Genomic DNA, 19,467 nt, shown 5'->3' on the forward strand with positions numbered 1-19,467 from the left:
AGCACCAGTTCGCAACGCCTGAGTCTCCGACAAGACCGAAGTGGATCAACCAAAGTGTTTGCGCCGTAGGGCAACGCACTTTGGAAAAGCATGTTTCTGCGAATGCGATTCGTGCGAACGTGACATCGAGTCGCTGCTGAACCACAAGAATGCTCGGCAAGGCCACGATGCAGTTGGACCGATCGGGTGCCGCTACTTTTGAGATGAATTGGACTGTCTTACAATGGGCTTCGCTTTCTTGAGCCGTGACCGAGAGCACAAGACATTCGCGGTTCACGTTAGCTAGCTCATTAGATGTGATGCGTCCCATCGAGTCGACGCGGTGAAACCGCTCGTGTGATACGGTGATCTCTTTTGGGTATCGATGACATTGTCGTCTGGACTGAATTCCATAGCCTCGAGCCAACGTAGTTGCTGAATGAATACTGACGCGCGCCAGTTTTTCGAAAACGCGATCAACACGCCAAGTCCGTCCGGGTATGAGGAACGCATTCAGAAACTTGTCAGAGAATACGTTCAGCCGCATGCTGATGAAGTTCGTGTTGATATCCATGGCAATCTGATCGCCTCGTGCGGTGACACGTCTGGTCCTCGCCTGATGTATGCAGGGCATTGCGACCAAATCGGGATGCTGATTTCTCACATCGATGAGAACGGCTACGTCTACGCTCAGACCATTGGTGGCTGGGACCCGCAGCAGCTGATCGGCCAGGCGATGACGATCTGGGGTGACGACGGTCCGGTCCCGGCATTGATCAGTCGCAAACCGATCCACCTCCTTAACGACCAAGAACGAAAGAAGGTTGTCGGGTTGGATGAAATGTGGTTGGACGTGGGGGCTGCCGACGAAGACCAGGCTCGGCAGTCCATTCGCATCGGTGACCCGGTGACGTTGGACCTGCGAATGCGTCCTTTAATGAACGACATCGTTTGTGGACCGGGGATGGACAACAAGACCGGGATGTGGACGGTGATCGAAGCCCTTCGCCGGGCAAAGGAATCGGTGAGAGGAAAGCTGAAGTGCCACCTACACAGCGTTTCCACAGTTCAGGAAGAGATCGGGCTGCGTGGGGCAAAGACCGCTGCCGGAAGTATCAATCCGTCTGTCGCGATCGCAGTCGACGTGACTCACGCGTCCGATTGCCCAACAATCGACAAGAATAAACAAGGCAACATCCGGTTGGGTGGCGGGCCGGTCATCTTCCGCGGTCCCAATATCAATCCCGCCGTCGCTCAGCGTTTGATCACTTTGGCCGAAAGGCATGACATCCCTTACCAGCTTGCCGCGATCGGTCGTGCGACTCCAAACGATGCCAATGTCCTGCAATTGCATGGCGGCGGTGTCGCAACCGGATTGGTTGCGATTCCAAACCGTTACATGCATTCGGCGGTCGAAGCGATTTCGATGACTGACATTGATCATGTTGCAGATCTTCTGGCTCGATTCGCCGAAGAATTAAAGCCCGAGGACGACTTCACGCCCGGTTGCTCGGTGGCTTAATGGCTTGGAAACGAAAAGCCTCGGCGCCGAAGCGTAAAACTGCGTCGAACAAGACCGCTCAACGGCCGGAATCTCGGTCCATCGGTTCGGTCTCAAGTTCGATCAAGCCTCGTGATCCGCAATACTTGGGAACACTGGCAGGCGAGGTTGCGCTGCGAAAGTTCGCGCCCAGCGAGCATCAGCGACTGCGACGGTTGATCCATGAGCAAATCTTGGTGACCAGTCGTAGCATGGATGGTCCCAATTTCACGAAGGTGTCATCCGACGATCTGTCTCGGATGATTCACCTTTACGATGATCTATTCTTCGACGGGAAAATTTTGCGTGCCGCATCTGCCGAAGGCTTGTCGTTTCACCTGTCTTCGCGGATGACTAGCGTTGGTGGGAAGCTGGTGACGCAGTATCCCAATGGGTACGCATCGGGCGCTCGCAAATTCGAGCTGGTGCTATCGAGTACCCTGCTGTTTCAGACTTTTGAAGATGTGTCACGTCCGATCGAAGTCGCCGGATGTTTGTGCCGCAATCGACTGGAAGCAATGCAAAGGGTTGCTGAGCATGAATTCGTCCACCTGACCGAGATGCTCATTTGGAACGACGGAAATTGTAACGAAGCGCGTTTTCAGTCGATCGCGGGGCGGTACTTCGGGCATACCGACTACCAACATAACTTGATCACTCAGCGCGAACGTGCGGCAATCAAGTTCAACATTCGCGTCGGCGACAACGTTTACTTCCTGCACGACGGTCACCGAATCAACGGAAAGGTCAATCGAATCACCCGACGCGCGACCGTCTTGGTTCCCAATTCCAAGGGGCAGCGTTTCAGCGATGGGAATCACTACGTCAAGTACTACGTTCCGCTTGAAAAGCTTAAGAAAGCCTAAGCTCGCTCAAACGATCGATCGCGAATTGAAGCTCTCCATCGATCGAAACCGTTCCCAATGATTCTTGCGAATGAGCCATCAAGCGATCGATGTTGTCAGCGTGCCGTGTCGGGGATGTGGCTGACGATCCTGTGATCAACCGAGCGTTCAATTGTCGGTTGATATTTGTATTCATTTCGCTGGCTAGCTCTTGCGACCGAAGCCGCGAAGTTGTGCCATGTTGGTCGACAAAAGTTTCATGAGACAGCCTGATTAAAGGCAGTGCATTCGCGGCCAGTGTATTCCCAGGCAGTGCTTTGGGTGGTGTGCCAGTCAAAGAATGCTTTGTGGACTGCCCCGTTGTTCCCGATGCGGTGTCAGGAATCAGCGATTGAGTGCCTGAGGTTGTTTGAACTTGTACGCCTGCGGCGGCGATGGCAACGGTTTGCAGTGTGCTCAGCGTACCCAGCGAGTCGCTGCCTGCGGCGGTCCCGATTACTCCGTCTACAAGTAAGCTTCGGAGCTGTGACGAGGTTAGATTTGGGTTCGCCGAAAGCGTCAATGCGGCGACAGCAGAAACATGGGGAGTCGCCATGCTGGTACCGCTCAGCGTTCCGTATCGTCCATCAATGTACGTGCTATAGATCCCGACGCCGGGGGCATCAATCTGGATCGCACCGCTATTTCCGACGGTATTGCTAAATGATGCCAGTTCGGCATTTGAGTCAAATGCTCCGACGGAAAGGACGCTGTCGATTGCCGCGCTGTACTGGGCCGGATAGCCTGGGACGCTAGAAGAGTCGTTTCCAGCCGCAGCGATGACCAGCGATCCGAGCGAAGTGGCGTATTCGACCGCAGCCGCGATTCTTGCACTGGCGTTTCCGCCGAGACTGAGGTTGATGATCTGCGCACCGATGTCGGCAGCGTATCGGATTCCTGCGGCAACGCTGGAGTCACTGCCTCGCCCTGAATCATCCAGCACCCGAATGGGGATCACCTTCGCATCGGGAGCGACCCCCGTCGCACCAACATCGTTGTTGGACGCCGCGATGGTTCCGGCGACATGCGTTCCATGACCGTTCCCGTCGTCCGCGTATGAGTCAAGGTCGACGAAGTCATAGCCGGAAACGTCATCAACGTAGCCGTTTTGGTCATCATCAATGCCGTTGCCGGGGATTTCGCCCGGGTTGACGAACAAGCTATTGATCAGATCTGGGTGGTCGAGATCAATTCCTGTATCGATGACCGCAACCGTCACCCCTTGTCCGGTGTATCCAGCAGACCACGCTTCGGGAGCACCGATCGCATTGAGGTTCCAGTCTCGCGTTGATCCAAAGTAGTCGACTTCGGAAAGACGTTGTGGAGTCGTCGGGTAAGACGGTGACGGGGAAGATGGTGTTGATGACTCGCTTGTCGGCTCAGAGCTGGTAGGTTGACTTGGCGTCGAAGTTGAAGGTTGGTTTAGTGGATGAGCTTCCAGTGAAATCTGATACGAGGTCGCGTACGCTGACTTTGCAGAAATGGCAAGGTAATAAGTTCCCGATCTGAGCTTGCCCTTGATCGATTCGACGACAGTTCCACTGCCTTTCGAAGATGCAAGCATTTTGCCGCTGCGATTGATTAGATACAGGTCTGCATCACGGTTGAGTTCGTCCAGGGTGAACGAGACTTTCGAGTTCTCACTGACATCAAAGCGAACGATGTCCAGGCGGTCGTATCTGCCTAAGCTTCCTAGGCGTGTGACTTGGCCGTCGATCGTTCCCAGGTTTGCGGCGGTGGCACGGGTGCTACCGGCAGCATCGGCAGTTGAGTAGTCACCGCTTTCGGATATCGCGGTCGTGCCCAGTACCGGCGTTATTGCAAACGCAGCAGTGTCGCTTGCCAGCAACTGACGACCTTCGAGTGACTCGATTCGTAAAGGTCGCTTCTGTGAACTGCGGTGTCGATCAGAAAAGCGTAACCGGTGGACCATGATGAGCTCAAACCGAAACGTGGGCACAGCCGAATCATTCGGACAGGACAGTTGGTTGATCCTGTCAAAAGGGTTGGCCCGAGTCACGATCAATCTGCGCCGAAATGTTGGATGCTTTTGACGGCAAATCAGCAGACTTCGTCGTTGCTCATCAAGAAGGTGGTGCTATCGTTTTACCCCTAAGGGGCTGTTCGAATGTTGACCTTGTAGTCACCACGGTTGTTTGCGAGATCGCCCAGTTCATCGTTGATTCTGAATAGCAACCAGCAGTGCTCTTCGATACGCAATTGCGTCTGTGAACCGACGGCGACGACCGTTAGTGGAGAAGCCAGCGGCGTGTCTTTGGTGACGTTTGGTAGGACACACATCAGCAACTGTCCCAGCGGTCGGTCATTGGCATAGTGAATCGTCACACCTTCGGGTTCGCTTATCCAAGGCTTGGGTGTTTGGTTCACACTGCAGCGTCCGCTGCCGCTGACCACCAATACGGTTCCGGGTTTGAATCGGACCTTGCTCGATTGCCAGCCTTGATCGGCAGCCACTGACAACTGCAGGTCGTCGTCGTGATAGATTGGATCACTAACAGAGATGTCGATCTTCTCACGCGACCAATCAAAACCATAATCAGCCGTTTCCGTTAGCATCCTCCAGCGAGCATTCAGGATCGGCCACTGGGACGCCAACGCTTTGCGGAATGACTGGGTGAACGATTCGTTGGTATCACTGCCTTGGCGGGCAGCTTTCAGCCAAACGGTTTCATACTCGGGGTAGTGTTTCAGCAGCGATCCCAGTAACCAACACCAACCGTAGGATTCGACATCTCCATCCAGGCGATTGGGTAACCGCAGCACTGACGACAGGTTGGGGATCTTGGCTTCTTCGCGTGCTTGCGACAACAGTTTGAATCGACCCCAGTAGGGGACTTCGTTCTTGGAACTCGGTACCGTTCCCACTTCGATGGCGTCATTTTGGCCGCGGTGAACGCTTAGTAGTTCTGCGACACCTTCAGAAAACCAACTGGGGCCCGTCCCACCGAATTGATCAATCACCAACGCATGGACGCCTTCGTGCAGCAGTAAATGCCGGGTATAGTATTGGCTCGGTTGAGCACGAACCCAGATGATTCCCGGCATCGCATAGCCGTACTGAAATTGCAACGACTCTGGTAGGTCTCCGGATGCTCGAAATCGGTCTGGTTGATCCATCACATAGGCACGAACATGCCATTGGTCCAACGTGCCTTCGGGAAGTCGCAGTAGCCGTTCCCACTGGGCGATCGCGGCATCAAATGACCGAACGAGGTCCAGCATCGATTCGGTGGACCCGGTATCGGTTTGCAATGTGATATGTTGGCCGCGATGTGTGCTGTAGTTTTGAGCTGTGCATCGTTGGAGCCAGTCGGAAGCAAAGCTCAGCCATCCGAAAACGCAGATCGTAACAATTAACCGGCAGAACACAGTCCGAAGGGGCGACATCGAATATGGGTACGCGTCATTCATCCCTTCATTGTAGACCACAGTTGGATCGTCGGCGATTCATGCGTTCGGCTGCCCTCGCGTCAACCGCTGGTCTTTCTGCAGGCCTGATGGGTGGCTGCGTCTCACGCGCCGAATCGGATGTCGTGTTGTACTGTGCCCTCGATGAAGTCTTTGCCCGCCCCATCCTGGCGTCCTTCGAACGCAGTACAAACAACGAAATCGGTGTGGTCGGCAAGTTCGATGTCGAATCGACCAAGACCGTCGGCCTCGTCAATCAAATCATTGCCGAGCAGCAAACGCCGGTTTGCGATGTGTTTTGGAACAACGAAATCATGCACACCGTCCGGCTACAGAAACAGGGGCTACTGCAACCGCGTTCCTGGAGCGTTGCCTCAGGTTGGCCAGATGACATGATCGCGAGTGACGGGACCTGGTGTGGTTTTGCAGCTCGGGCTCGTGTGTTGCTGATCAACACCGATCTGATCGACGATCCTGAAAAGTATCCCAGCAGTGTTGCTGAGCTTACCGATCCAAAATGGAAAGACAAATGCGCGATGGCAAGGCCGTTGTTTGGGACCACCGCAACCCATTTTGCGGTCCTGCGAGAAAAGAATGGTCACGACGAGACGATCAAACTGTTGAACGACATTCACAGCAATGCGGTTGTCTTGTCAGGTAACAAACAGGTCGCCCAAGCCGTTGCGTCAGGGCAGGTGGCTTGGGGCCTAACAGACACCGATGATGCCATCATCGAAAAGGATCACTTTCAAAAGGTTGAAATCGTCTTTCCCGATCAAGAAGTCGAGCAAGCTGGGACGCTTCGAATTCCGAACACATTGGCCGTGCTGAAGGCTGCACCGCATCCGATCGCGTCGTCACAGTTCGCAGACTTTATCGTCAGTGCGGCGATCGAAGACCGCTTGGCGATGGGAGATAGCAGTCAGTTGCCGATCAGCCGCGACAGTGAATTCACACCGCGTGTGATGCCCAAAGATCCGGTTCGTTGGATGAAGGTCGATTTCGAAGCTGCCGCCGAGGGCTGGGAGTCTTGGGCGAAAGAACTGATGCAGATTTTCAACGACTAGTTTTTCGGTGCTGGCATCACGGCGGAGTATTGGGTGCTGACATCACGACGGAGCGTGATGGGTACTATTGGGTGCTGACAAAGTACCCATCACGCTCCGCCGTGATGCCTGCACATTTACAAACCCATCACGCTCCGACGTGATGCCAAGCTCAAAACTCTCCACACCTCCAACTACTGATGCAAAGTCATTTGCAGAATGTTCGTAACGATTTTCGCGGCGTCTTCGGTTTTATAGCCAGGACATTGAACACTGTTTTGGCTTTCCAGTGCACACGATAGATCAAGGGGCGAGAACACAACTGCGACAAAGCCTTCGACTTCCGCGTATTCCAAAACCGGTGGTCCGGTCTGTTTGCGAATCTGCTGACCTGTATCGCCGCGGGTAGCGTTGCTACGGCCCGGTCGGCGGATCGTGACGGAGCGAATGTCGTATCCCAAGTATTCTCGCGTCAGCATCGGGTGATCTGCCGGCATGGTGGCAAGCTTGGTGTCGCCGAGCACTTTATTAATCTCGGTCCTGAACGAAGCTGCAAACGCTTCGTCACCACAGATCGCTGTGCCCAGAATCACTCCACCGCGTTCGACAAACTGCCGGAGTGCCGTTTGCTGTTCCGATTGCAGCGTAAATTCGCGACGCCCATGAATCCAAAGCAGATCGACATTGGCTAGATCCAGAGGATCAAAGCTGACTTCAGAATCGGGGACCGACACATCGACTTGGGCTTGATTGCGGATAATGGTTGCGACATTCGGCAACGCTCGCCGCGCGTCGGCTCCACCGGCGCCAATTGCCAGGCTGGCGATCCGTGTCGAACCTCGCGCGGATTCTGAGAGTGATGTCGACTGCAAAACAATCTGCGAGTCCAGTTTGTCTTTTAGTTCGCGACCGGTGGCATAGGCAACGATGTTTTGCCCGATCCGAACCGAGTTGTCGATCTGGCGACGAAGCGGATTCTGTGGGTCACCGCGGGTGAACAGTTTGTCGGACAGCTCCCAGCGACAAGTGAGGCTTTGCGGAACATAGAACACGGCGGTCCGGCAGCATGCTTGGACCCCATAGACCCAGAACCCGGTTGGCATCGCATCGATGTCGACTTGTCGTTCGGCGCTGAATACTGGGTGCGTTGTCGGAAGCCGTTCCAGTGGTGCGTTTGGGTACCAACGGGCACAGAGGTTCGCGACACTGTTTTGAAAGTTCGCCGCGTTGCCGCAGCCGGCATCTCCGCTTGCGTCAAACAAGATCGTGCCGCCTTGGTCGACATAGTCCTTTAGAAGATCCTTTTGCGGATCGCTAAGCTGCAATGTGTCCTTGCCACTAATTATCAAGACCGGTGTTTGCAAAAGGTCGATCACGGTCGCGTCTTTCATTCGTACCGATTGCCAGGTGAGGTCACGCCCCCAGGCACGTTCGACATGGCGGACCAACTGGCGAAGCGAGTCCGGATGGGGTTGCCACTGTTGACGGTTATCTTCTTGATAATCCAGTTGGCCGGCGATGACTTGTCGTTTGCCTTTCGAAAGGAACAGCAGTGAAAATGAAGTCGCGACGGCTTGGGGTTCCCAATCACCGCCAGACCAAAAGCCCTGAAAGCCATCTTGGATCGAGATGAGCTTCTCGGCACCTTCGCGATACCAATCGTGCCCACCAAAAAATCGTCGCCCAGACAGTCGGCCTGTCCTTTCGATCGCGTAGAGGTAATAGAAATAGGTGGATGCATGACCGTTGGGGTTGTCTTCGACGATGAATCGTCGTGCCAACCATTCCAGTCCCTTTTGGATCGGGTCTGCCTCGTCATTGCCGCCTCCGCAGCACTGGATGCGACCGTCTTCGATTGACGAACTGTTCTCTCCCAGCCGACCTTGCGCAATAACCAAGGACGCGATTCCTGCGCATGTCATACTGCCGGTGGAACCGCCACCGCTATAGCTCCATCCACCGTCTAGGTTTTGCAATTGTTTCCAGTACTCAATCGCAAGACGAAAAACGGCGGGGTCAACTTGAACGCCGTGATCTTGTGCCGCACCGAGCGCCAGGATGGCGAACTGCGAATTGGATGGGTCGCCACGTGAGACTCCCTTGCCGCCATAGCCCCAAGATCCGTTTGGCTTTTGCCCTTTGACCAGCTTCGAGACGTTATTGCGAATCCGAGGCAAATCGCTCGCCGAGCCATATTGGCAGTACACCAAGGTTTGTAGGGCGACAGAATAGGTTTGATCCGTTTCGTTGGCACGCAAGTATTTCATCGCGTTCAACATCGCCGGATCTTCTCGCGAGACGCCCGCGTTCAAAAGTGACAGCGTGCATAGGGCGCTCAGTCCACACGAGTAGCCTGGGTACTCTTCCCAGCCACCACCTTCGGTTTGGATGCCTCTTAGATACGCCACGCCTCGGTCGATCGCACGTCCCACCGATGCGGCGTCGATAGCCGCATGTGTTTGTTTGGGCAGGATGCACGAAACAACAAGGATTGCGAAGCTGGCGAGTTTTTGTGTCTGGTACATCGCAGGATCTGTTGTGAGCCTTTTCAGGTCCATGATATCGTCATTGGCGGCAAGGCAAAAACGTGGCTTACCGGCTGGCTGCCCAAGGTTTTGGTTGCGTGTGCTTTCGGTTGCCCGGTGGAGCGGCGGTTGTCATCGGGGTAAATTGCACTACATCATTGCCCGGCGGGTTCACATCGCCAAGCGTTACATGTTTCCAACACAACCTTAAAGAGTTCGCTGCTAATCGTGAACGCGTCTCCTCCACCACCTCCACCGTCGGGCAAATCAGGAAAACCTTCGTCTGGGGGTTCGGGTCGAAACCTTGGTGATGTGCTGCGCGAATTTGCCGATCATCAAAGTACGATTCGTTCGGAGCTTTCCAAGGTCATTGTTGGCCAAGCAGATACCATTGAACAGCTGCTGGCGTCGATCTATACCCGAGGGCATTGTTTGCTCGAAGGGGTTCCCGGTCTGGCGAAAACGTTGATCGTGAGCACCTTGGCAAACATTCTGGATGTCTCGTTTAAACGGATTCAGTTTACGCCCGACTTGATGCCGTCGGATATCACTGGCACACAGGTGCTGGAGGAAGACGAGTCTGGCAAGCGGCAGTTCCGATTTGTTGAGGGGCCGATCTTTACCAACATTTTGCTCGCCGATGAGATCAACCGGACGCCGCCGAAAACTCAAGCGGCACTGCTCGAAGCGATGCAGGAAAAGCAGGTTACTGTCGGGCGAGAAACGTATCAGCTGCCCAAGCCGTTTTATACGATCGCCACACAGAACCCGATCGAACAAGAAGGCACTTATCCGTTGCCAGAAGCTCAGCTTGACCGTTTCATGTTCAATATCAAGCTGGACTATCCTTCGGCATCGGAAGAAGAACAGATTCTGACGGCGACCACACGAGGTGAGACACCGACAGTCAACAAGGTCTTGTCCGCGCGTGCCATTTTGAATGTGCAGCAGTTGGTCACAAGTGTCGCCGTTAATCCCTTTGTGATTAAGTATGTGACATCTTTGGTTCGTGCCACACGGCCGTCTGATCCGAGTGCTCCATCCTATGTACGAGAATTAGTCGATTTTGGCGCCGGGCCTCGAGCCGGCCAGAACCTAATCGCAGGGGCCAAAGCGATCGCGGCAATGGAAGGACGGTTCAGCGTCGATGTCGCTGACGTTCGACGAATCGCATTGCCTGTGCTTCGCCACCGTTTGGGAACAAACTTTCAAGCGACCGCCGAAGGCATGGATAGTGACTCGGTGGTTCGGCGATTGTTGGATGACATCCAGCCACCTCAACCTGAAAAGTTGGCTAAATGAGTTCGCCTCTATCACCCGAGGCACTGCAGCAGATCAAACGTTTGGATCTGCGCGCGCGGATGGTGGTGCGTGGCTTTCTGCAAGGGCTTCATAGTAGCCCCTTCCAGGGCTTTTCGGTCCAGTTCAGCGAGCACCGGCGGTACAACCGCGGCGACGATCCGAAGCTGATCGATTGGCTGGTCTTTGCGAAGACCGACAAGTATTTCATCAAACGGTTCGAAGCAGAGACCAATTTGGTCGGCTACTTAGTGATCGACCTTTCGTCATCAATGGGGTTCACCGAAAGCCAAACGATGACGAAGTTTGAGTACGTCACTTGTTTGGCTGCTGCCCTGACGTACCTGATGCTGATGCAGCAGGATCCCGTCGGGTTGATCACGTTTGACGAAAAGCTTCATGCGTCGTTGCCGGCGCGTTCAAGACGCGGTCACCTCGGTGATGTCATCGCCCAGCTATCAAAGTTGCAACCGAAAGGTTCGACGGATGTTCCCACATCGCTAACGCAAGTTGCTGCGATGTTGAAACAGCATTCGCTAGTCATGTTGTTTAGCGACCTTTGGCCGGCGGATGATGACAGCATTGACTGGAAATCGCAAATCGACGAGACGATTTCTGCGCTGGCACGATTAAGGCACGCCGGTCACGACGTGATCGTCTTTCACGTTCTTGATGCCGCTGAGGTTGAGTTCCCGTACGACGGTCCGGTGCAATTTACGGATTCAGAATCCGGTCAGTCCGTCAGTGTCGATGCGACGGGGTTCCGTGACGACTACCTTGCTGCCGTGCAGGAATTCCGCGATGCGTACCGCGATGGCTGTAATAAATTGCAAATCGACTACGTTCCGCTGGACACCAGCATGCCATTTGACACCGCTCTGACCGAATATTTGACGCAACGTCAGGGGCGGTTTTAGGAACGCACCATCGCTATTTGGCGAGGCGAATTCCGTTGCCATGCCATAGGACGTCTAGGTCGTCTTCGGTCCATATTTCTAAACCTCGCGATGGGTCGCCGATCAAGATTCCTGAGCCTCCGCGGGGGTCTCGCCCAAGTGCGACCACGCTGTGCCCCATTCCTGGGATCCAGCCCCATTGATCAGCATAGCGCCGGTCATCGACTCCATACGGAAGTTCCACAGCCAGCAGCACAGGCCATTGATTGCGTGACAATAAACCATCCAAGTCCACATCGACGATCTCGACATCACGTCCGTTTTCTTCGGCGATCAGTTTGATCCCACGATAGAGACCCAGTGTTGGCGTTCCCTCGGAATCCGTCAGGCATAGTGGCACCATCTCGGCTTCGGACACGGCGATTTGTTCGGCGCTGAGCAGCGTTGCCGCTGCGGCAGGACTGCAGTTCGCCCAGGACGTCTGCAATGCAACGCCGTTTTTCCATTCGTTTCCACCCTCGATTGGCGGTCGAATTGCGATCGATAAGAGCGGCCACAGGATGATGACCATCGTTCCAGCGGCCAGCATGACCGACAGCGTGATGCGTCGCCATGCCGGGGTGCCCGGCAGTCGCAGAGCCCAGCCTGCCGCGAGGGCTGCAAAAATACAAGCGAGATTGGTGTAAATGATCGCGGCGGAATCCGGAACGAATCTAGCCCACACAAGTTGGCCTGTTCCGTAAAACAGGAAATAGACCATCGCGAGGGTAGACAACGCCAATCCCAACATCACTCGTTGGCCTTTCGAGTTTGATGCAAAGGTGAATGCGAGCGTCGCGGCGACAAGGCATGCAATGGACATGACCACAATCGCAGTCACGATGTCGGAACCAATCATATCTTTCAAACGAAGTCGTTATCTCACGGCTGGATTTTGCCCAGTCGCTTGTCAAGCAGCGAACCGCGGTGCAAGTACGTTACCGGCAAGCAAATGTTGGTCGGTAATCGATAAACCTGACCAATCGAAAGCCAAGCTATCAATCCAGATTAACGCTGTAATCCGATGACGATAGGCCCCGAAATGACAGACGCAGCGTGTTCTCAAGCGAAACGCTGCGTCAGAAGCTACTGAGGCGCTCTACTGGATTCGGTCGAGTCAGCAACTCGCGTTCCACTGTGCTTGCATTTCAGTATTCTTGCATTTTTCGAACACCGTAAGATTGCAAGTCAATGTAATTACGAACTTGCCGTTGCAGGCCGCTAGAAGCTCTCGTCGATCACTTCCTTGTTGGCGCGTGTTCCCAGTGCACCCCACAAACCGAAGGGGCTCATCGAACCCGGCATGGTCGGGTAGGTCGGTTCGGCAGCGACGCCAACCAATCGCACCGTAGCGTGATTGCTTTGGCCAGCTTCGATCGAGTCGGTGATGAAGACCACCGCGCCGTCACTGAATAGGACATGGACACCGCCTTGATGGTTACTTGAAGCGGTCAAAACGGATTCCGCAGATAGGTCGCCGTTTTGATGTGAAGCACATTGTCGGTTGGGCGGTAGGATGGTGTGAAAAGCCGTGTACGCGGCGCGACCGGAGGCCCATTTGTATCCACGCCGATTGTCCGCGCGGGCGGATGCTTCGGGAGTGCCGGGCAGCCAGTGTTTGGGCCGCTCAGGGTCGATCATCGAGCTGGCAAAATCCGGGTTCAATCGCAGATTGCCGCCGCTCCTGGCGATGAAAGTTCGGATGTCTCGATCGCCCAAGTCGGTTTTGATTTCACCCATAATGATCGAGTTCGATAGGCCATCGAGGATGTCACGAAAACGCATGAAGCGTCGTGGTACCATGACACCTCGGCAGGAAGCTTGCGTTCGGCGAGATCGATCGACGTTGACGATGCCTTGCTGGTTTTCAGGTCCGACATGAGTCTGACGTGGTGCGTCACCAAGACAGAATGCGAAGTTCGTTCGACCGGAAGCGGGTAATCCGGTTCCAGGGTCTGATGGGCAGCGCAGCATCGGTATTTCTGTGATCCAAGGGTCGTACCGATTGGCAGCATGGTTGGCCAAAATCATGTTTGTATCCGGACCCATCGCAGAAAAATACGTGCCCGTATTGGTTCCCGCTTTGACTTCGAAAACGTTGCTGATCTGGTCCCACAAACCTTGCTGTTCATAATAAGACGACAATGGAACCAAACCGCTAAGTTCGTTGCGATTCGTTCCGCCGGGATCTTGCGGCGTCGGTCCCGGATCGCGATTCAATGCGGTGTTACCGGTAACTTGGAACGTACCGCCCATATGTTTGGGCAGTTGTTTGAAGGCGGAGTGATAGTTGTGAAGCGCCAAGCCGAGTTGCTTGAAATTGTTGCTGCAACTCATCCGTCGTGCGGCTTCACGCGCCGCCTGAACCGCCGGGAGCAAAAGGCCAACAAGAATGCCGATGATTGCGATGACGACCAAAAGTTCCACTAACGTGAAGCCACTGTGTCGCTGTTCCCGTCGTCGTAAACTCATAAATGAACCCCATGGAATCGTGTGGCAAACGGAATCTCGTGAAATAAAAACAATCAAAATGATTCGTCATCACGCGACGCAGTTTTACGTTTGCCGATCATTGCTGGGCGGTCACCTCGATTGAAGTGATGAGCTAATGCATCGACTGTTCTTGCATCGGTCAGGCTATCTGTCGTTAAACTCTTCTGGGTGCCGCTCTTGTTGTTAAATGAGACGTGTCATGCTGGGACACCGTCCCGGTTGATGTGTCTATGGTCAGACGTCTTGTTTCGTCTGAGGCTGTTCGCTCAGACGCCATCGTCGAATCAAAAAGCTACTCGTCATTTTCAGCCGGGTCGGCGTCATCCTCGACAACTTCTGCAAGATCGGGATGCTCTTCGAGGTAGCTCGATAGTTCGTCTTCAGGGACTGTTTCAGATTTGCCGCTACCACAACCTGCACTGAGGATCAAGCTAAAGAGGCAACCGAACAAGACGGTGCGAGTTTGAATTTGATGAACCATGAGGTCTCTATAGTGTTGGGCTTTGGCAAGTTCGACTGATTTCGAAGCAGACATTGGTTTTCGCAGAAGACTCTGTCGGCGAACTCTGTCGGCCAACGTTTGAACCATCGAATTTGAGTGTATCGCTCTGAAAGGGGCGATTCAAATTCGCAAGCCATGAAGAGTCGATTCTGACTATCAACAGCTTGTTAGGCCGACATATCAACCGCTGCGAGCAATGACCGCGTTAATGTATTGGACGTTCTCGGTTTACAGTATAGGAGATTGCGCAGTAGCGATGGTTGGAAGAGACTATGGTGCCTGTACGTATGTCAGTGCGGTAAACGGCATGCTGGCTACCGAACGTTAATGGTGATCGGGAACGTCGATAAGCCACCCTCGACTTCGGCAGTAAGAAAGAACGTCCGTTGGCCAGGCAACGCGGTTTCGTCAGCTGTGATAAAGAACTCTCGTTCGGATGAGTCGGCGAGGATCAGTAATCCGTTTAGACCAATGTTGTCAACATAGACACCTTGTGCGGCGTTGCGTCCGGAAAACTCTTTGCCGAATGAGACTTCTTTGTCGAAGCCATCTTTGCGATCGATGCGAACGAGTGCAGAGACGGTCTGCCCTGGTGAGACATCTAATGTCCAGCTTTCGTGAGGGCCGATTTCTGAGCCAGACTGATCAGCCGGAACGATGGAAGGGACTACCTGGGCGACAGTGGAATCGAACTTCAACTGGCCGACGCTGCCAATGCGGCGTTCGACCCGTTTGCCATTGATCATCGCCCAAGCGGTCAGTGTCGGTTCGATCGTGGATTCCCAGCCGGTTTCACCTGGGGTTGCCCAGATGAGTCCGGTGGCACTTTGCAGGCCGGCTTCGATGGTTAGCGGAAGGTTGCTGTAAAGCCGCTCGGGAAGGCCTTCGATTTCAATATTGATCGGTCCGTCAAAGCCATCAAGGCGTTCTACGTCGACAGTGAATTCGCGACCGGTCGCAGGTTTGAGTGGCTTCTGAATCTGCTGTGTCTTCGCTTTAAAGGATGGGGCAGCGGCGCGGAGCGACAGTCGGTATTGATAGTCTTCGCCACCTTCGTGCCGGGTGTCTGAGAGGCGAACTGAATACAGACCATCCGCAGGGGCTTTAAACAATAGGCGGCTGTTCTTACCTGCCTGACGCATCGGATCGTCGTCGTTTTCGTAGGCGATTTCAAAGACCGGAAGCCCATTGGCAAGAGGTTCTTCGTCTGGGCCAAGCGGACGAACAACGTAGGCGGGTTCGCCTAAAGCGTGTGTCCGTCCGCTGGTGCCGAAGTAAGTCCAGCGTTGACCTTTGCCTGGATAGACGATGAACCCTGAATCGGGGCCTCGTGGATGGATCATCAATCGCGAAACTTCACCAGCGGCATAGAAGAACTGCCCAAGCTTCATTTCTTGCCAATTGAACACGCGGAAGTCGCCGCTCTGTTCGCTGTCTTTGCCACGGAAGGTGAAGTACGAATCACGTTCTGCTTGTAGGCGGATGCGCTGAACCGGTCGGTTTGCTGCATCAAGGATTGTCACGATCGGATCGAGTCTGCTGTTTTCGATCGCATCGGCATCAATCGCCCAGATTTCGCCACGATGGCAAGGCCAGCGATAGACGTCTTTTTCGTCAGGTTCGCTGATCGTGCCCAGAATTTGAACACCTCTACCGACATCAACGATGCCAGATACTTCTCTGGCGAGACGCTCCTTTTGAGTCTGACGAAGTTCTGCTTCCTGATGTTGCCGTGATTCCGGAAGGTCAAGGTAGATCGCTTCGTCACCTTGATCGACTGCTTTCTTTACGACCTCGTTATCGGTCGGCCGCAGTTCGCGGGTTGCCAATTTGCCGTTCATCATCCCAATGGTGACCGTGCGCGAGTCAGCGCTGCAGAACAACCCCGTCCCCATTGAATCGAGCTGTTCAAGGGTTTCGGTGGGTTGCCAATCACTTGTAGTCAGGACTTTGACATTTCCCGATTCTGCAAGAACCACCAAAGAAAGATTGTCTGGCGTAATGGCAAGATTCACGATGGGAGTTTCATCGACGAAGCGCGTCGCGATGATCGGATTGATCTGAGGCTTGTCGACCGATCGGAGTTGCCAGACGCGAATCCGATTGTCCGCACTGCCAGCAACAATGTGGCGACCGTCCTGGGTAATCGAGACGGCGTAGACTTCACCTTCGGGTTGGCCAAGTGTGTCAAGTCGGACGCCTTGCTCAACATTCCAAACCTTGACCGTTTCATCGGCGCATGCGCTGACAAGCACTTTGCCGTCGGGAGAATATGCCAAGTCGAAAATGGCTCCGTTGTGGCCTTCCAGGATTCGAATCACTTTTCCGGTTTTGGTGTCCCAGATCGAAATCTTTTGGTCATAGCCAGCGGTCGCGATCGATGATTCATCCGGTGAAAACTTGGCCGCATACAGCGTGTCCTTATGTCCGACAAATTCGCGGAGCAATTGTCCGTTGGTGGTGTCGTAGATCGCAGCGCGACCGTAGGCGCCGGTCAGACCACTGGCAACAAGCAGGCGAGTGCCGTCACGTGAAAAAGACAACGCGTTGACTTTGCCAAGTTCGGCGTCGGTGATCTTGGCTGTCGTTTCTGATCCTTGGTGAACGGTGATGTTTTGATATCTTGCGACCGCATATTGTTGATGTTCACTTGCCGAAGCGATTGCAGTAATGGGAAGAGGCGTGTTGCCGGTCGGTTCAATTTTTGGGGTGCGTAGTTCTTTCTTGATCGGCATGTCGCCGCTTGGGCCGGTGGCTCCCTGTTCGATCCACTTTTCAATGATCGCCAGTTCGGCTTCGTTGGGGCCTTCGGCATCGTCCGGCGGCATTGTGGGGGTGAGCTTGCCGGTCATCATCAAGAAAAGGCGACTGCTGGTGGGGACACCCGGTGTGATCGCGGTACCGGTCTCGCCACCGTCGACAAGCTTTTCGAAAGAGTCCAAGGCCAAGCCGCCTTCGGAGTCGTCTTTCGAATGGCAGCCGATGCAGTACGCTTCAAAGATGGGGTGGACTTCTTTGGCGTAATCAATTTGGTCATCGGCGCTGGCATTGCGTGCTTGTGCAAATGCAATGAAGGCGATCGACAAAGTGAACACAAAAGGATGGCTGAATACCCAATGATTTCGTCGCATCGGAGGGGACATGCTAGGAGTAAGAGGGCGAACTAGGCGGGTTGAAATAGGCGGGGGGAGGGAGACTATTGTAACCGTTGCCAACGCGCTATCCTGGCTGGCGAAGGATGGAATTCGCAGAAGCTTGGACAAACACAACCACTAGGAGACTGAATCAATGTCCTTTTCAAACGTCTTTTCACAGGCTCGCCGTTCTTTGGCGGCAATCGCAATGCTGGCGATTATCGGCGGATTCACCGTCGCACAGGCTGACGATGATGACCGAGTCCCCAGCATCACTGTCAGCGGAACCGGAGAAATGACCGCGGATCCGGATCTGGCCTATGTGACCGTCGGCGTGGTTACCGAAGGTGCGACCGCGAAGGAGGCCGTCGACGCAAACAACACAGCGATGAAAGAGCTGCGTGCCCAACTGGACAAACTGGATATCGCCGAGCGCGATCGTCAAACCAGCCAATTCAGTGTCTCGCCGATCTATCAGCAGCGTCAACGTCCACAGCCAGGTCGTGTCATCACGCCTGAGAACAACGAACCGCAAATTGTCAGTTATCGCGTGACAAACGATGTCCGAATTCGGGTGCGTCAGATTTCACGGGTCGGTGAAATCTTGGATGCGGTGGTGCAGAGCGGAAGCAATCGAATCAACGGGATCTCGTTTTCAGTCGACAATGACGAGCATTTTATGAACGAGGCACGTGTGAAGGCTGTTAAGTCTGCTCGTGCCAAAGCCGAGCTGCTTTGCGACGCCGCAGGCACCAAGCTTGGCAAGGTTCTTGAGATCCGCGAAGCCGGAAGTGGTGGCGGGTCGCCACGCCCCGAAATGATGATGGCCGCCGTTCGCTCTGTCCCTATTTCGCCAGGCGAGCAAACCATTTCCGCTAGCGTGACGATGACATTTGAGATCGTTAGCGAATAACGAAGGCTAGCAGCCGGTTGGATTTCTAGTGTCGCCCTCCACTGCGTGAAGGTAGCGTTCTTTCCCGCTGGTTTTAGGCTAGCGAATCAGGTCAACGCTCGGGTGTAGCAGAGTAAGAACAGCCCGAGGTGTAGTGGCAATGCTGAGATTGCCGCGATGCGAAATCGTTTGTTGGAAAACAAACCGAGCAGTGACAGTCCGATCCCCAACATCGTGACTAGCACACCGCCGATCGGAAACCAGAAGTAGCCGAGCGCAGCGAAAGCCAAAATCACAACCGCGGAAGATGCGGCACCCATCGAGGTGTATAAGAACGGCCCGTAGTCAGCATAAGCAGCTTCACCAGACGCCTTTTGGATCGCGACTTGGCGACGGCGCGGCGGATCGATTCGAAACGGTGACCCGACTCGGATCGATTCTTCGCCTGAACCTAGTGCGGCGTCCGGTGACGGCGAGACCATCTTGGCCACGAAGGGCTGTTCGACATTCGGGGGACCTGCACCATCGGTTTCCGCTTCGGTCGGTCCCGAGGCGTTGACGCCGGATTCATCGACGGGGTGGGGGTCTTCGCTCGTTGGCCCGTTCATTTCACAAAACTTTTCACGCGTGTTTGCAAACCGATCTCGCTGATCGGCGGCTTCTGCGAGTATTCTAGTGGATGACGGTCTCCCTGCGGACACGGTCCCCCGCCTCTTGGCATGCCGGATTTCGATCGATCGTCGTTTTTCCCGCCAAAATCTGCTCGAAAAGCCACCTTTCGCTTTGTGCCAGTCGCACTGTAGCCCCGT

At 54.5% G+C, this 19,467-nt stretch carries 14 protein-coding genes; 6 read left to right on the forward strand and 8 right to left on the reverse strand.

Annotated elements, in window-relative coordinates; all coding sequences use genetic code 11:
• Positions 1 to 418 precede the first annotated feature (418 nt).
• Both LOC67_RS16730 and LOC67_RS16735 read left to right on the forward strand, forming a co-directional pair.
• Positions 419 to 1,501, forward strand: a complete 1,083-nt coding sequence (locus tag LOC67_RS16730; RefSeq protein ID WP_230263776.1) for a M42 family metallopeptidase — start codon at positions 419 to 421, stop codon at positions 1,499 to 1,501.
• A complete protein-coding gene (locus LOC67_RS16735; protein WP_230263777.1) occupies positions 1,501 to 2,385 on the forward strand; it encodes a hypothetical protein in 885 nt (294 codons plus the stop codon). The genes LOC67_RS16730 and LOC67_RS16735 overlap by 1 nt, the downstream gene beginning before the upstream one ends.
• Here LOC67_RS16735 and LOC67_RS16740 read toward each other — a convergent pair.
• Both LOC67_RS16740 and LOC67_RS16745 read right to left on the reverse strand, forming a co-directional pair.
• Positions 2,372 to 4,336, reverse strand: a complete 1,965-nt coding sequence (locus tag LOC67_RS16740; RefSeq protein WP_230263778.1) for a S8 family serine peptidase — start codon at positions 4,334 to 4,336, stop codon at positions 2,372 to 2,374. The genes LOC67_RS16735 and LOC67_RS16740 overlap by 14 nt on opposite strands.
• Positions 4,337 to 4,515: 179 nt before the next feature.
• Positions 4,516 to 5,646, reverse strand: a complete 1,131-nt coding sequence (locus LOC67_RS16745) for a hypothetical protein (protein ID WP_230263779.1) — start codon at positions 5,644 to 5,646, stop codon at positions 4,516 to 4,518.
• A gap of 227 nt (positions 5,647 to 5,873) precedes the next feature.
• Here LOC67_RS16745 and LOC67_RS16750 point away from each other — a divergent pair, with 227 nt between their 5' ends.
• Entirely contained in the window at positions 5,874 to 6,899 is a 1,026-nt protein-coding gene (locus tag LOC67_RS16750) for an extracellular solute-binding protein (RefSeq protein ID WP_230263780.1), read from the forward strand.
• A 173-nt stretch (positions 6,900 to 7,072) separates the two neighbouring features.
• Here the strand turns inward: LOC67_RS16750 and LOC67_RS16755 are convergent, their stop codons facing one another.
• Positions 7,073 to 9,403, reverse strand: coding sequence for a DUF4159 domain-containing protein (locus LOC67_RS16755; RefSeq protein ID WP_230263781.1), 2,331 nt, complete (start codon positions 9,401 to 9,403; stop codon positions 7,073 to 7,075).
• 312 nt (positions 9,404 to 9,715) lie between these two features.
• Here LOC67_RS16755 and LOC67_RS16760 point away from each other — a divergent pair, with 312 nt between their 5' ends.
• Together LOC67_RS16760 and LOC67_RS16765 are read left to right on the forward strand one after the other, a co-directional pair.
• The gene (locus LOC67_RS16760) at positions 9,716 to 10,705 is read left to right on the forward strand and encodes an AAA family ATPase (RefSeq protein WP_230263802.1); all 990 of its coding nucleotides are present in this window, start codon (positions 9,716 to 9,718) and stop codon (positions 10,703 to 10,705) included.
• Complete coding sequence (locus LOC67_RS16765; protein WP_230263782.1) at positions 10,702 to 11,619, forward strand: DUF58 domain-containing protein; 918 nt, start codon at positions 10,702 to 10,704, stop codon at positions 11,617 to 11,619. Before LOC67_RS16760 ends, LOC67_RS16765 begins: the two co-directional genes overlap by 4 nt.
• Before the next feature lie 13 nt (positions 11,620 to 11,632).
• On the opposite strand, the gene LOC67_RS16770 is transcribed toward LOC67_RS16765, so the two are convergent.
• The 4 genes from LOC67_RS16770 to LOC67_RS16785 all read right to left on the reverse strand — a co-directional run bounded on the left by LOC67_RS16770 (position 11,633) and on the right by LOC67_RS16785 (position 17,763).
• Positions 11,633 to 12,460, reverse strand: coding sequence for a peptidase C39 (locus tag LOC67_RS16770; RefSeq protein ID WP_230263783.1), 828 nt, complete (start codon positions 12,458 to 12,460; stop codon positions 11,633 to 11,635).
• 398 nt (positions 12,461 to 12,858) lie between these two features.
• The gene (locus LOC67_RS16775; protein WP_230263784.1) at positions 12,859 to 14,109 is read right to left on the reverse strand and encodes a DUF1559 domain-containing protein; all 1,251 of its coding nucleotides are present in this window, start codon (positions 14,107 to 14,109) and stop codon (positions 12,859 to 12,861) included.
• A gap of 313 nt (positions 14,110 to 14,422) precedes the next feature.
• On the reverse strand, positions 14,423 to 14,665 hold the full coding sequence (locus tag LOC67_RS16780; protein WP_230263785.1) for a hypothetical protein: 243 nt from the start codon (positions 14,663 to 14,665) through the stop codon (positions 14,423 to 14,425).
• Between the two features lie 281 nt (positions 14,666 to 14,946).
• Positions 14,947 to 17,763 carry a c-type cytochrome domain-containing protein gene (locus LOC67_RS16785; protein WP_230263786.1) on the reverse strand — a complete coding sequence of 939 codons (2,817 nt, stop codon included), beginning with the start codon at positions 17,761 to 17,763 and terminating at the stop codon, positions 14,947 to 14,949.
• Between the two features lie 157 nt (positions 17,764 to 17,920).
• Here LOC67_RS16785 and LOC67_RS16790 point away from each other — a divergent pair, with 157 nt between their 5' ends.
• Positions 17,921 to 18,679: an SIMPL domain-containing protein gene (locus tag LOC67_RS16790; RefSeq protein ID WP_230263787.1), complete on the forward strand. Its 759-nt coding sequence runs from the start codon at positions 17,921 to 17,923 to the stop codon at positions 18,677 to 18,679.
• 86 nt (positions 18,680 to 18,765) lie between these two features.
• Here LOC67_RS16790 and LOC67_RS16795 read toward each other — a convergent pair whose 3' ends face one another.
• Positions 18,766 to 19,266, reverse strand: coding sequence for a hypothetical protein (locus tag LOC67_RS16795; protein ID WP_230263788.1), 501 nt, complete (start codon positions 19,264 to 19,266; stop codon positions 18,766 to 18,768).
• Positions 19,267 to 19,467: the final 201 nt, after the last annotated feature.

Origin of the sequence: Stieleria sp. JC731, assembly GCF_020966635.1 — a bacterium.
Lineage (GTDB): Bacteria > Planctomycetota > Planctomycetia > Pirellulales > Pirellulaceae > Stieleria.